12 protein-coding genes are annotated in these 14,114 nt (G+C 63.2%); 8 read left to right on the top strand and 4 right to left on the bottom strand.

Features of this window, described 5'->3' with window-relative positions; all coding sequences use genetic code 11:
- Nucleotides 1–31: 31 nt before the first annotated feature.
- Nucleotides 32–1,822, bottom strand: coding sequence for a gamma-glutamyltransferase (gene ggt / locus HP546_RS06340; RefSeq protein ID WP_172221252.1), 1,791 nt, complete (start codon nt 1,820–1,822; stop codon nt 32–34).
- A gap of 117 nt (nt 1,823–1,939) precedes the next feature.
- On the opposite strand from ggt, the gene HP546_RS06335 reads away from it, so the two are divergent.
- Nucleotides 1,940–2,596, top strand: a complete 657-nt coding sequence (locus HP546_RS06335) for an ankyrin repeat domain-containing protein (RefSeq protein ID WP_172221249.1) — start codon at nt 1,940–1,942, stop codon at nt 2,594–2,596.
- A 131-nt stretch (nt 2,597–2,727) separates the two neighbouring features.
- Here the strand turns inward: HP546_RS06335 and pobA are convergent, their stop codons facing one another.
- Nucleotides 2,728–3,915, bottom strand: coding sequence for a 4-hydroxybenzoate 3-monooxygenase (gene pobA / locus HP546_RS06330; protein WP_172221247.1), 1,188 nt, complete (start codon nt 3,913–3,915; stop codon nt 2,728–2,730).
- A 172-nt stretch (nt 3,916–4,087) separates the two neighbouring features.
- Here pobA and HP546_RS06325 point away from each other — a divergent pair, with 172 nt between their 5' ends.
- The 3 genes from HP546_RS06325 (at nt 4,088) to HP546_RS06315 (ending at nt 6,369) form a co-directional block, all read left to right on the top strand.
- Nucleotides 4,088–4,966: a helix-turn-helix domain-containing protein gene (locus tag HP546_RS06325; RefSeq protein WP_172221244.1), complete on the top strand. Its 879-nt coding sequence runs from the start codon at nt 4,088–4,090 to the stop codon at nt 4,964–4,966.
- A gap of 85 nt (nt 4,967–5,051) precedes the next feature.
- Nucleotides 5,052–5,450, top strand: a complete 399-nt coding sequence (locus HP546_RS06320; protein ID WP_172221241.1) for a MerR family DNA-binding transcriptional regulator — start codon at nt 5,052–5,054, stop codon at nt 5,448–5,450.
- A 19-nt stretch (nt 5,451–5,469) separates the two neighbouring features.
- Entirely contained in the window at nt 5,470–6,369 is a 900-nt protein-coding gene (locus HP546_RS06315; protein ID WP_172221238.1) for a hydroxymethylglutaryl-CoA lyase, read from the top strand.
- A gap of 532 nt (nt 6,370–6,901) precedes the next feature.
- Here the strand turns inward: HP546_RS06315 and HP546_RS06310 are convergent.
- Nucleotides 6,902–7,420: an MgtC/SapB family protein gene (locus HP546_RS06310; RefSeq protein ID WP_172221235.1), complete on the bottom strand. Its 519-nt coding sequence runs from the start codon at nt 7,418–7,420 to the stop codon at nt 6,902–6,904.
- A 170-nt stretch (nt 7,421–7,590) separates the two neighbouring features.
- Here HP546_RS06310 and HP546_RS06305 point away from each other — a divergent pair, with 170 nt between their 5' ends.
- From HP546_RS06305 to HP546_RS06290, 4 genes are all read left to right on the top strand, one after another.
- Nucleotides 7,591–7,830: a DUF3203 family protein gene (locus HP546_RS06305; RefSeq protein ID WP_172221232.1), complete on the top strand. Its 240-nt coding sequence runs from the start codon at nt 7,591–7,593 to the stop codon at nt 7,828–7,830.
- A 121-nt stretch (nt 7,831–7,951) separates the two neighbouring features.
- Nucleotides 7,952–9,355, top strand: coding sequence for a cytochrome c oxidase accessory protein CcoG (gene ccoG / locus HP546_RS06300; protein ID WP_172221229.1), 1,404 nt, complete (start codon nt 7,952–7,954; stop codon nt 9,353–9,355).
- 50 nt (nt 9,356–9,405) lie between these two features.
- The gene (gene mapR / locus HP546_RS06295; protein WP_172221226.1) at nt 9,406–10,815 is read left to right on the top strand and encodes a GntR family transcriptional regulator MpaR; all 1,410 of its coding nucleotides are present in this window, start codon (nt 9,406–9,408) and stop codon (nt 10,813–10,815) included.
- A 93-nt stretch (nt 10,816–10,908) separates the two neighbouring features.
- Nucleotides 10,909–12,975 (top strand): PAS domain-containing protein, encoded by a 2,067-nt coding sequence (locus tag HP546_RS06290; protein WP_172221223.1) that lies wholly within the window; start codon nt 10,909–10,911, stop codon nt 12,973–12,975.
- A 9-nt stretch (nt 12,976–12,984) separates the two neighbouring features.
- On the opposite strand, the gene HP546_RS06285 is transcribed toward HP546_RS06290, so the two are convergent.
- Nucleotides 12,985–13,731, bottom strand: coding sequence for an SDR family oxidoreductase (locus HP546_RS06285; protein ID WP_172221220.1), 747 nt, complete (start codon nt 13,729–13,731; stop codon nt 12,985–12,987).
- Nucleotides 13,732–14,114 lie beyond the last annotated feature (383 nt).

The following is a 14,114-nucleotide window of genomic DNA, read 5'->3' as shown; positions in this document are numbered from 1 at the left end:
CACGCCACCTCGTGCACCGCAACGCGATGGGCTAATCACCCAGGGCGACACCTTCACGCCGGGGGTCGGCCCCGCCCGACCAGCCTTCGCCATGGCGCTGGATGATCTGCATGCCGCTGGTCATGGTCATGGGCGTCACCTCATGACCCCAGGCCGCCAGCTGCCGGATCAGCGCCGGACTGGCCAGGCCCGCTTCCACCTCGGTGCCGGCATTGCGGCTGCCGAAGTTGGGCAGGCCAGCGGCCTGCTGCGGGTCGAGCTGCCAATCCAGCAGGCCGATCAGGGCCTTGTTCACATAGCCGATGATCTGTGAGCCGCCCGGTGAGCCGAGGCTGGCCACCAGTTCACCAGAAGCACGCGAGAACACCAGCGTGGGCGCCATGGCCGAGAGCGGGCGCTTGCCTGGCTGCACCCGGTTGGCCACAGGTTTGCCCTGTTCCTGCGGGATGAACGAGAAGTCGGTCAGGTGATTGTTGAGCAAGAAGCCCTTGACCATCAGGTGCGAACCGAACGCAGCCTCCACCGAGGTGGTCATGGCCAGGGCCTGGCCGGCGTCATCCACCGCGCTGAGGTGCGAGGTGGAAATGCGCAGTGGCGAGCGGTCCGGGGCCAGCGCCAGGTCCGCGCCGTGCGGCTGGCCCGGGCGGGCCTGCTTCATGCTGTGCGCGGTAATCTGCCTGGCACGGCTGGCCAGGTAGGCGGAATCGGTCAGCGCCTTGACCGGCACCGGTACATAATCGCTGTCGGCCAGGTACTGGGCACGGTCGGCATAGGCAAGGCGCTCCGCCTCGGCGATCAGGTGCACGGCCAGTGGCCGAGCCTCGAGGCCCGCCGGGGATGTGGTCGCGACAGGCGGCAACGCTGCGAGGTCGCGTTGCGGCGCTGCGCGCTGTGCAGCCTCAAGAATGCCCAGCGTCTGCAACACTGTCACCCCGCCCGAAGATGGCGGCGGCATGCCACAGATGCGCCAGGCCTTGTAAGGGCCGCAGACCGGTTCGCGCTGCCTGGCCTGGTACTGCCGCAAGTCCTGCAGCGACAAGTAGCCGGCATTGGCGTGGTTGCGTACCTTGTCCACGATGGCTTCGGCGATCTCGCCGCTGTAGAACACTTCGGGACCTTGCGCCGCGATCTGCTCGAAGGTTTGCGCCAACGCCGGGTTGCGCAGGGTCGTGCCCACCTGCAGTGGCCGGCCTTGTTGATCCAGGAAGTAACTGGCCATGCTCGGCGACCCGGCAATGTACGGATCGCCGGCCACCAAAGCATGAAGGCGCCGGGAGACCGGGAAACCATTTCGCGCCAACCCGATGGCGGGTGCGAACAGGTCGCGCCACGGCAGCTTGCCGTGCTGCTCGTGAGCCAGCTTCAGCGCACGCAAGACCCCAGGCACGCCTACCGAACGCCCACCGATCTGCGCCGTCCGGAACGGCATGGGTGTGCCATCGGCCTGCAGGAACAGTTTTTCCGTCACCGCCGCCGGTGCCGCCTCGCGGCCATCAAAAGCCTGCACACGCTTGCCATCCCAGTACAGGATGAACGCCCCGCCACCAATGCCACTGGATTGCGGTTCGACCAGGGTCAGCACCATCTGCATGGCAATTGCGGCATCGATGGCGCTGCCTCCGGCCCGCAGCATCGCCCGTCCCGCCTCGCTGGCCAGCGGGTTGGCTGCGGCAGCCATATGCCGGCTGGCATGCACCGGCTGCAGGCCGCTGCGGTAACCGGATGCCAGCTCTGGTGGCGCAGGCAGAAGCTGGTCGGCGCAGACCCAGCCACTGGCAGCCAGCAGGCAAAGGGCGCCGACCAGCGGCGTTGGAAATCTCATGGTTGCGCGTCCTGCCATCAGCTATCAGGAAAGTCACTGTGGGTCATGCACAAACTTGACTTCAAGCCCTGGCGTATTTTTTCTAGGATGCAGGCAAGCCATCGAGGACCTTGCCCCATGCGTTTATCACTCGCAACCTTGTTGTTCGCCCTGTTCAGCAGCCTTGCCGCCCACGCCGAGACCAGCCCCATGGACAACCGCCTGCACAACGCAGCCCGCATAAACGACGTACGCACGTTGCAACAGTTGCTGAAACAAGGTGCCCGGCTGGACAGCCGTGACGAGCAGGGCCGCACTGCCCTGATGGTCGCCACCCAAGACAACCAGATCGCAGCGGCCCAGGCACTGATCGAGGCCGGTGCCGACGTGAATGCCAAGGACAACATCAATGACAGCCCCTACCTGTACGCCGGCGCCCGTGGCCTGAACGACATCCTGCAACTGACCCTGAGTCACGGCGCCGACCTGAAGAGCACCAACCGTTACGGCGGGACTGCGCTGATCCCTGCGGCCGAGCGCGGGCATGTCGAGACGGTGCAAATGCTGATCGATGCCGGGGTGGATGTGAATCACCTCAACCAGTTGCACTGGACCGCGCTGCTGGAGGCGGTGATTCTGGGCGATGGCGGGCCGCGGCATGTGGAGATTGTGCGCCGGTTGCTGGCGGCCGGGGCAGATCGGCAGATTGCCGACAAGGATGGCGTGACAGCGCTGGAGCACGCGCGGCAGCGGGGATATCGAGAGATGCAAAAACTGCTTGCGCGCCAGGCATAGCTTGCAGGAGCAGTTTTGTGCTGCGAAAGGCCGTTATGACTGGCAATTGGATGTTGCAGTATTGGCCTCTTCGCAGCACAAGGCTGCTCCTACCGGTTCAGTGCATGCGTTGAAATTTCCGCAACTTTCGGTCAGACCACATCTTCGTACGGCAGCCCCACATAGTTCTCGGCAATGTTCACCAGCCCCGCCGGCGATGTCAGGAAGTACTCGCGGTCAGCCTCCTGCATCTTCTGGTCCCAGGCGTCCTTGTGGTTACCGAAGTCATGCAGCAGCTGGGTCATGAACCAGCTGAAACGCTCGCCTTTCCATACCCGGCGCAAGGCCAGCGGCGAGTACTGCTGCAGCAGGTCGGTGCGCCCTTCGCGGTACACCTTGACCAGGATCCGGTACAGGTAGTTGACGTCCGACGCAGCCAGGTTCAAGCCCTTGGCCCCGGTTGGCGGGACGATGTGGGCGGCGTCACCGACCAGGAACAGGTGGCCGTACTGCATCGGTTCGACCACCAGGCTGCGCAGCGGCGCGATACTTTTTTCAAGCGCCGGGCCGGTGATCAGGTCGGCGGCCACATTGGCGGGCAGACGGGCTTTGAGTTCGTCCCAGAAGCGCTCGTCGGACCACGCCTCCACCCGATCATCCAGTGGCACCTGCAGGTAATACCGGCTGCGCGTCTGCGACCGCTGGCTGCACAGGGCGAAGCCGCGCTCATGGTGTGCGTAGATCAGCTCATGGTTGACCGGCGGCGTATCCGACAGCAGGCCCAGCCAGCCAAACGGGTAGACCCGCTCATACTGCTGCAGCACGCCTTCGGGAATGCTCTGCCGCGATACACCATGGAAGCCGTCACACCCGGCAATGTAATCGCAGTCAACCCGATGCACCTGGCCGTCTTTTTCAAACGTCAGGTAGGGCTTCTCTCCCTTGAGTTCATGCGGCTGGACATTGCTGGCCGCGTAGATGATCGGCGCACCATTGGCCTCACGGGCCTGCATCAGGTCACGGGTAACCTCGGTCTGGCCGTATACCATTACCGTCTTGCCCCCGGTCAGGGCCTTGAGGTCCAGGCGCTGACGGCGGCCGCCAACCAGCAACTCGACGCCCTCATGTACCAGGCCTTCACTGTCCATACGCCGGGATACGCCAGCTTCGCGCAGCAGATCGACGGTGCCCTGCTCCAGTACCCCGGCGCGAATGCGACCGAGCACGTACTCTGGCGTCTGGCGCTCGACAATCACATTGTCGATGCCGGCCTTGTGCAGCAGTTGGCCAAGCAGCAGGCCGGACGGACCTGCACCAATAATTGCAACCTGAGTTTTCATTGTTGTTATCTCTGTTCGGACAATGCCGGCCCCGCACTGGCAGTGGGTCGGCATCTGCTTTTAGGGTTTACCCTTGCATTTTTACTGGCAAAAACTGCCATAGAAGTGTGTTATTCCATGCAAAATCTGCACTTTTAAAAAATTCGTTCGATTAACGGACAGGCCAACCCGCATGAAATCCACCCTACCCGGCGTTCCCTTGTTCAAGTTGTACGGCGAAAATCAGGCCTGGCCGGGCACCGACCTGCTGCACTGCGAGTCGATCCCGGCGCGCAGCCGCCTGCACCATTGGGAGATCAAGCCGCACCAGCATGCCGAGCTGTTCCAGCTCCTGTATGTGCAGCGCGGCGAGGCCCAGGTGGAGATCGAAGGTTTACGCAGCGCCATTGGCGAAGCCGCCATCCAGGTGGTGCCGCCGATGACCGTGCACGGCTTTCGTTTCAGTGCCGATATCCAGGGCCATGTGCTGACCTTCGGCCCGGCACTGGTGGCGGCCCTGGAGCAGCGCCTTGGCGCGCCACTGACGGTGCTGGCCAACCCGGCGTGTTACCGGCTGGGCAAGGACCGTATGCACCTGCGCAGCCTGATCGACACCCTGCAGCAGGAATACCAGGGCAACGCCCCGGCGCGGGCGGCCCTGCTCGAGGCGTTGGTGACCGCGCTGATGGTGTGGATCAGCCGCCGCCAGCAACTGGGCCAGGCGCCGCGCAACCGTGATGAACGTGACCGCCAGTTGCTCGGGCAATACCTGCGCCTGGTCGAGGCGCATTACCGGGAACATTTGTCGGTGGAGGATTTTGCCGCGCGGCTTAATGTTCCAAGCCTGCAACTGAATCAGCTGTGTCGGGCGTTGAGTGGGCAGACAGCGCTGCAGGTCGTGCACCAGCGCTTGTTGCTGGAGGCGCGGCGGAACCTGGTGTACACGCGCATGAGCATCGGGCAGTTGTCGGATAGCCTGGGGTTCACCGACCCGACGTATTTCGCGCGGTGGTTCAAGCGGTTGAGTGGGCAGACACCCAATGGCTATCGGCGGGCGGTGCAGCCGGACTGATCAGTGCCTGCCTGTGCCGGCTCCTGCTTGACGTAAACGTCAACCTACCCTCAGGATACCGCCATACCCCACGCAGAGCCCGAGCATGAGCACCCAGACCTACAGCATCTCCGACCTGTCCCGCGAGCTTGACATCACCACCCGTGCCATTCGTTTCTACGAGGAACAGGGCCTGCTCAGCCCGGAGCGCCGCGGCCTGGAACGCATCTATTCGGCGCGCGACAAAGTCAGCCTGAAGCTCATCCTGCGCGGCAAACGCATCGGTTTCTCACTCGCCGAGTGCCGCGAACTGATCGAGCTGTACGACCCCACCAGTGGCAACCTCAAACAGCTCAACAGCATGCTGCTGAAAATCGCCGAGCGCCGCGCCCAGCTGGAACAGCAGATGCTCGACATCCACCAGATGCAACTGGAACTGGACACCGCCCAGGAGCGCTGCGAACAGGCCCTGGCCGCCACCCTGAACAACAAAGACCACCGCTGAACGCCACAGGAAACCCGCCATGCACTTGCCCAAAGAAGTCCGTCTGGTCGAAGTAGGCCCCCGCGACGGCCTGCAGAACGAAGCCCAGCCCATCAGCGTCGCCGATAAGGTGCGACTGGTGGACGACCTCACCGAGGCGGGCCTGGCCTACATCGAAGTGGGCAGTTTCGTCTCGCCCAAGTGGGTGCCGCAAATGGCCGGTTCTGCCGAGGTATTCGCCAGCATCCAGCAGCGCCCGGGGGTCACTTATGCGGCTCTGGCGCCAAACCTGCGCGGCTTCGAGGACGCCCTGGCCGCGGGCGTCAAGGAAGTGGCCGTGTTCGCCGCCGCCTCCGAAGCGTTCTCGCAGCGCAACATCAACTGCTCGATCAGCGAAAGCCTCAAGCGCTTCGAGCCGATCATGGAAGCCGCGCGCAACCATGGCGTGCGTGTACGCGGCTATGTGTCCTGCGTGCTCGGCTGCCCCTATGAAGGCAAGGTCAGTGCCGAACAGGTCGCCCCGGTAGCCCGCGCCCTGCACGACATGGGCTGCTACGAGGTGTCGCTGGGCGACACCATCGGCAGCGGCACCGCCGGCGATACCCGGCGGCTGTTCGAGGTGGTGTCGGCACAAGTACCACGGGCACAGCTGGCCGGGCACTTCCACGACACCTACGGCCAGGCCCTGGCCAACGTCTATGCCAGCCTGCTCGAAGGCATCAGCGTGTTCGACAGCTCGGTGGCTGGGCTCGGTGGCTGCCCGTACGCCAAAGGCGCTACCGGCAATATCGCCACTGAAGATGTGGTGTACCTGCTGCAGGGGCTGGGTATTGAAACCGGCATCGACCTTGATCGGTTGATCGCCGCCGGGCGGCGGATCAGCAGCGTGTTGGGCCGCGACAACGGGTCGCGGGTGGCACGGGCGCGCAGCGCACAATAAGTCATACGGCTGTCACATGTGCGTGGGTGGAGTGTTACCGCCCCCACGCTTCACAGTAGAAAATCGGGTAACAGGGAAACAAATCGACAGAATTTCAGGCGACGGGATTTTGCGCAAAATCGTTAAGCCATTGATTTTAAAGGCTTTTCAAAAGTTGGCACGCACCCTGCTATATCTTTGGTACAAGAACAACAAAAATGCGATACCCAATAAAAACAACAGGTAACGGCTCTGACATAACAAGAACAACACGGCAGAGGCGTAGCAAGCAGATCTTTTTGGAGTCGACACGCTTTTCAGGGGTACGCCCCGCGGTCTGGCACAGAACAATAAAACTACCACAAGGTAGCAGCAGCCAGGTTCGGATCAGCAATGATGAAGGCAGGTCAGCGCTCAAAAAAATACGTTTGCTCTTGACCCCGCATGGGGGTCGCTCGCAACACCAGGACAGGCTTACAAAAACAATAAAAGGCCCGTCCCAATAATAAAAAAAGAGCAGGCAGCAACGCTTTGAGGGGAGCTTAGGCTCCCCTCAGTGCTTCCCGTCCTCTTCCTCCTTCTGCTTTTCCTCGTTCTGCCCTTCTACCTTGTCTACCAGCATCGGCATCGTGCCCAGCACCAGCAGGGCCAGCACCGTGCTGATCAGCGCCGTGGCTTCGCGCCCCATGCCGGCAGCCGTACCGATTGCGGCGGTCATCCATAGCCCCGCGGCCGTGGTCAGGCCTTTCACGTGGCTGGTGTCCTGGCCGTTACCCTTGAGGATAGTGCCCGCACCCAGGAAGCCGATACCGGCGACGATGCCCTGGATCACCCGGCTCAGCGCCTGCTCATCAGCCCCGGCCATGCTCGGTGCCAGCACGAACAGCGCCGCGCCCAGCGAGACCAGCATGTGCGTGCGCACCCCGGCGGACTTGCCCTTGTGTTCGCGTTCGAAGCCCAGGACTGCACCCAGCACGGCCGCCATCAGCAGCCTTACGGAAATCTGGGTCACCTCGCGCCAGTCGGTGATATCGGCGAATTCGGCCTGGATCGTTTGCCAGATCAGCTCCATTGCGGCCGCTCCCACGCTGAGCATTGAATTGCCAGGACCGCGAAAGGACCGGGCCTGCCATCTGCAACTGTGGACCACTGCGCCTTTCATAAAGTGCCGCTCAGCCTGCCGATGCAGCATCTGCCTCTGCCCCGTGGTCCACCCTGTAACAACCCCAGGAGGACCACACCATGCCTGTTGAAGTCGACGAAACCACCCGCCGCTGCACGCTGGTTGGCGAAGACGTGCGTATCGAGGGCGACGGCCCGGACATCGAAATCGTCACCGACGAGCAGTTGCGCATGTCGGTAGCCCTGCTCGCAGGCCAGCGCGTGCCCATTACCGAAGCCGAGGCCGATGCACTTACCGTGGCGGGTGCGGTGGATAGCCGCAGGCATCTGAAGGCCAGTACGCCAGGCTCGGTAATCTGAGGCCTGGCGGGGCGCACCCCAGCAACTGATATGGTTTTTATCGTAAAATCTGAACCTGTGCTGATAACAGCTTCAGGGCCATAGTGCTCATGCCTGATCGAGGCCTGATGAGCACAGAACCATGAGCGATAGAGTCCCTTTCACAGAGATCACCACTGCCCCAGCCAGTCCCCGGACGCGACGCTACGACAGCGGCATCCACACCCGCAGCTTCACCGGGCTGTACCGCAACCTGCGCATCGGCTTCGCCGGTGTGCTGTTTGTGCTGTTTTTCGGCACCGCCTGGCTGAACTGGGATGGCCGCCAGGCCGTGCTGTGGGATTTGGAGAACAGCAAATTTCACATCTTCGGCGCCACCTTCTGGCCCCAGGACTTCATCCTGCTGTCGGCACTGCTGATCATCTGTGCCTTCGGCCTGTTTGCCATCACCGTGTATGCCGGCCGCGTGTGGTGCGGCTACAGCTGCCCGCAAAGCACCTGGACCTGGCTGTTCATGTGGTGCGAGAAACTCATCGAGGGTGACCGCAACCAGCGCATCAAGCTGGCCGCCGCGCCCTGGACCCCGGGCAAATTCGCCCGCCGCACGCTCAAGCACAGCCTGTGGCTGGCCATCGGCGTAGTTACCGGGCTGACCTTCGTCGGCTACTTCACCCCTATCCGGCCACTGGCGGCGGAGCTGTTCACGTTGCAACTGGGCGGCGTGGCGCTGTTCTGGGTGCTGTTCTTCACCGCCGCCACCTACATCAATGCCGGCCTGCTGCGCGAAGCGGTGTGCCTGCACATGTGTCCTTATGCCCGTTTCCAGAGCGTGATGTTCGACAAGGACACCCTCGCGGTGGCCTACGACCCGCGTCGCGGTGAAACCCGAGGCCCGCGCAAGAAAGGCAGCGACGCACGCGCCCAAGGCCTGGGCGACTGCACCGACTGCACCCTGTGCGTGCAGGTATGCCCCACCGGTATCGATATTCGCGATGGCCTGCAGATGGCCTGCATCGGTTGCGCCGCGTGCATCGACGCCTGTGACGGGGTGATGGACAAGATGGGTTACCCGCGCGGGCTGATCGGCTACAAGTCAGAACACAGCCTGCAGGGCGGCACCACCCACTGGCTGCGCCCGCGCCTGCTCGGGTACGCCGCCGCACTGGTGCTGATGATCGGTGCGCTGGTGCTGGCCCTGCAGTTGCGCCCGATGGTGTCGCTGGACGTTATCAAGGACCGCGGCCTGTTCCGCGAGAACGCCCTGGGCCAGATCGAAAACATCTACCTGCTGAAAGTCATCAACAAGACCGAGCGCACACAGCACTATGCACTGCGCTTGCTGGACGCCGACGGCTTCACCTTGCAGGGCAACAGCACCCTGGTGATCCCTGCCGGTGAAATGAGTGAACTGCCAGTATCGGTGGCGATGCTCGCCGAGCGCCCGACCAGCAGTTCGCAGACCCTGAATTTTGAAATCAGCGAACGTGACAACCCTGCTGTGCGCAGCGTGGCCGAGAGCCGCTTCGTCGCACCGATCAACCGCTGATCCCTTACACTGACACCACCTTGCCTGCCAGGCTTCGACAGAAGGCCAGAATGAAACGTTACGAACGCTTCGCCGACGACATCGCCGAACTGATCCGCTCCGGGGTGCTGGGCCCCGGCCAGCGCGTGCCTTCGGTGCGCTATGCCAGCCAGACCCACGGGGTCAGCCCGTCCACCGTGTTCCAGGCCTATTACCTGCTGGAACGGCGCGGGCTCATTCGTGCCCGGCCGCGCTCGGGTTACTTCGTCAACACCCACGCCCCACGCCAGTTCAGCGAGCCACAGGCGCTGCAGCCGGTCAGCGAGTCCACCGACGTCGACGTCAGCGCGCTGGTGTTCTCGATCCTGGATTCGATCAAGGACCCCAACACCATACCGTTCGGCTCGGCCTTCCCCAGCCCCGAACTGTTCCCGCTGCAACGTCTGTCGCGCTCGCTGGCCAGCGCCAGCCGCAGCATGGACCCGCGCATGGTGGTGACCGACCTGTCGCCCGGCAACCCGCAATTGCGCCGGCAGATTGCCCTGCGCTACATGGTGGGCGGGCTGATGCTGCCAATGGAAGAGCTGCTGATCACGAACGGCGCGCTGGAAGCATTGAACCTGTGCCTGCAGGCGGTAACCGAGCCCGGCGATCTGGTGGCCATCGAAGCCCCGGCCTTTTATGCCTGCCTGCAGGTGCTGGAGCGGCTCAAGCTCAAAGCAGTGGAAATCCCCGTGCACCCGCGCGAAGGCATGGACCTGGGTGTACTGGCGCAGACCCTGGAAAAACACCCGGTCAAGGCCGTGTGGTGCATGACCAATTTCCAGAACCCGGTAGGCGCAAGCATGCCGGAGGCGAAGAAGCAGGCCCTGGTAGAAATGCTTGCGCGCCATCAGGTGCCCTTGATCGAGGACGATGTGTATGCCGAGTTGTACTACTCGCAGCAGGCACCCAAACCCGCCAAGGCCTTCGACACCCAGGGCCTGGTCATGCACTGTGGTTCGTTCGCCAAAAGCCTGGCACCCGGCTACCGGATCGGCTGGGTCGCGGCCGGGCGCTTTGCGCAGAAGATCGAGCGGCTCAAGCTGATGACGTCGCTTTGCGCTTCGATGCCGGCGCAGGCGGCCATTGCCGACTACCTGCAGCACGGCGGATACGACCGGCACCTGCGCAAGCTGCGCTATGCCCTGGAGGGCCAGCAGGCCAACATGCTGGCCGCCATCGCCCGCTACTTCCCGGCTCAGACACGGGTAAGCCAACCGTCCGGGGGCTACTTCCTGTGGCTGGAACTGCCCGAGCAGATGGACGCCCTGAAACTGTTTCACATGGCCTTGGCCCAAGGCATCAGCATCGCCCCCGGGCCGATCTTTTCGCCCACCCGGCGCTTCGGCAACTGTATCCGCCTGAACTACGGCAGCCCTTGGCATGACGGCGCCGAAAGGGCCATGGAAACCCTGGGGCGGATCATCCGCTCGTTCTGATGCCTAACCACCCAATGGGCAGCATGCCGACCGGGTATCCGCCTACAGGCGAACAGGTTAAAGTCTTTGCCTTCTCCTGCTTCGGACCTCGGCATGTCATCCCGCGACCTGCTTTCCCTGCATCAACAAGTCGAAGCCCTGCAGCGGCAGAACGCGCTACTGGAGGCACAGGTTGCGAGCCTTCAAGGCCATGATCAGAACCTCTACCGTTCGCTGTTCGACACCATGGACGAAGGTTTCTGCATCATCGAGTTTTTCGACGGCCCGCACGGGCCGCTCAGTGACTATGTGCACGTGCTGGCCAATGCGGCGTACGCCAAACACGCCGGCATCGCCAACGTGGTCGGGCAGAAGCTGCGCGAAATGGTGCCCGACGAAGCGGATGGCTGGGTGGCACGCTATGGCGCGGTGCTGCGCACGGGCGAACCCTTGCAATTCGAGCAGGAACTGGTGGCCACCGGCCATGTACTGTCCGTTACCACTTTCCGCGTGGAGCCGGCCGAAAGGCGCCAGGTGGCGGTGCTGTTCAAGGACGTCACCGAACGACGGCGGGCGGAACAGGCCTTGCAGCGCCTGAACGAAGAGCTTGAACAGCGGGTGAATATCGCACTGGCGGAGCGCCGACTGTTTGCAGAGCTGATCGACCACAGCGTCGTCAACGTGCATGTGGTCGGTAACGACATGCGCTGGCTGGCGGTCAACAGCCAGGCGAAACACGACTTTCGGTTGCTGTATGGGCAAGCACCGGAGGTCGGCGATTACGTCCCGACGCTGATCGACGATGGCAGCGATGGCCAGACCCCAATTTTACCAATGTGGCAGCGCGCCCTGGCGGGCGAGCAGTTCACCGAAATCGGCCGCTTTGGTCAGGTAGCCGCACAACGCCATTACGAGCTGCGCTTCAACGCCCTGCGTAACGCCGAAGGTGAAATCCAGGGTGCCTACCTGTTTGCCTATGACATCAGCGAGCGGGTGCGGGAGCAAGAACGCCTGGCCAAGGCGGAGGAAGCCTTGCGCCAAGCGCAGAAAATGGAAGCCGTGGGCCAGCTCAGTGGGGGTATCGCCCATGACTTCAACAATTTGCTCGGCGGCATCCTGGGCGCCCAGGAGCTGATGCGCCAACGCCTTGAGCAGTCGCGCTTTGACGCCCTGGAACCGTTGCTGGAGCTGTCCAGCGGTTCGGCGCAGCGGGCTTCTTCGCTGGTGCACAGGCTGCTGGCCTTTTCTCGCCAGCAGACCCTGCAACCTTGCTCCACGCAAGTGGCCACGCTGGTAACCGGCATGGAGGAGCTGCTACGCCGCACCATCGGCCCGGCAATTACCCTGAGCAGCCAGTTCGCCAGCCAGTTGTGGCCAACGTTCATCGACCCGCCACAACTGGAAAGCGCCCTGCTCAACCTATGCATCAATGCCCGCGATGCCATGCCCGCAGGCGGTGCGATCGATATCATCGGCGACAACCTGCTGCTCGACCCCAATCAGGCCCAGGCACTGGAACTGCCAGCCGGCGGGTATCTGCGGCTGAGTATCATCGACGATGGCAAAGGCATGTCGGCAGAGGTGGCCGAGCGCGCCGTCGAGCCGTTCTTCACCACCAAACCGGCGGGCCAAGGCACCGGTCTGGGGTTATCCATGGCCTACGGCTTCGTGCGGCAGTCAGGCGGACAACTGCGGGTGCTGTCGGTGCTGGGTGAGGGCACGCGCATCGAACTGCTGCTGCCCCGCCACCACACGCAACCGCAGGCGCCGGCCCCCAGACCGCGCCGTACACCTTTGGCAAGAAGCGCGTCGACAGAGCAACGCATTCTGCTGGTCGAGGACCAGTCCGCGCTGCGCCTGGTGGTCTGCGAAGTGCTGGAGGAGCTGGGCTATCGGGTCGACGCGTTCGAAAACGGCCCCGCCGCCCTCGCCCACCTGCAAAACGCTGAGCGGCCAGACCTGCTACTGAGTGATATCGGCCTGCCCGGCGGCCTGAATGGCCGGCAGGTGGCCGAGCGTTGCCGTGAGCGCTATCCCGATCTGAAGGTGCTGTTCATCACCGGTTACGACGAAAGCGCGGCGCTCAGTGACGGCCAGTTGCTGCAGGGTACGCTGGTGCTGACCAAGCCGTTCGAACTGGAAGTGCTGGCCGAGCGGGTACGGGAACTGATCGAAAGTTGACGGGGGCGTTCAGCGCCCGCCGCTGAGGTCGATGAAGGTGCCGGTGGAGTAGGACGCCTTGTCGGAGAGCAGCCACAGGATGGCCTCGGCCACTTCCTCGGGATGCCCGCCACGTCCCATGGGCAGACCGGCTTCCAGCTTGCTGACCCGGTCGGGGTCGCCGGACAGCGCATGGAAACCGGTGTGGATATAGCCCGGCCGTACACCATTCACGCGAATGCCCTCGCCTGCCACTTCCTTGGCCAAGCCGATGGTGAAGGTATCGAGCGCGCCCTTGGAGGCGGCATAGTCGACATATTCGTTGGGCGAGCCCAGGCGCGCGGCCATCGACGACACGTTGACAATGGCCCCGCCTTGCCCGCCATGCCGGCGCGCCATGCGCAGCAGGGCGTGCTTGGTGCAGAGCATGGGGCCGACGACATTGGTCTTCATGACCTTTAGCAGGCGGAACTCGGACATGTCCTCGACGCGGCTCTGCTGGCCAATGGTGCCGGCATTGTTGACCAGTGCAGTGACCGGGCCGAGCTCCTCGTCGACGCGCCGGAACAGCTGGACAATCTCGTCTTCAACGCTGGCGTCGGCGCGCACGGCGATAGCCTGGGCGCCCAGAGCGCGGACCTGGCCGAGGATATCTTCGGCTGCCTGTTCGTCGGCGTGGTAGTTGATGCAGATGCGGTAGCCCTGGCGGGCAGCCAGCAGCGCTGTGGCGGCGCCAATGCCCCGGCTACCGCCGGTGATGACGATGACTTTCTGCATGAATGTGCCAGTCGTTCGGGAAGGGAAACTCGACAATAGGCGAAAAGTCTGCACAGTGGAATGATCAAGATCAGTGCTGTTGCTATAGATCTTGATCTTGATCTTGATCTTGATCGTCGCGACTTCAGGAGGCCGAACGCAGGCCTTGCGGAGGGAGGTGACGGGCAAGGATGCCTGTCAAGCGCTGGGCCCCAGGATGGGGCCTGCAGCGCGGTCCTCCCGGGAGCAAGGCCGGAGTGAGGGGACCCCGAAGCGAAGCGTAGGGGCCGGATGATGGGAGCGAGCGGTTTTTGGTTACTTTTTTCCAAGAAAAAAAGTGACTCGCCGTAAGGGCGAAAAGGTGAGTAAGCGTCGCCATCGCAAATGGACTGTTCGCCATATCT

This window comes from Pseudomonas sp. CM25 (assembly GCF_013179705.1).
Classification (GTDB): Bacteria; Pseudomonadota; Gammaproteobacteria; order Pseudomonadales; family Pseudomonadaceae; genus Aquipseudomonas.
Note: the sequence above shows the minus strand (reverse complement) of the source record. Positions and strands in the feature narration are given on the sequence as shown.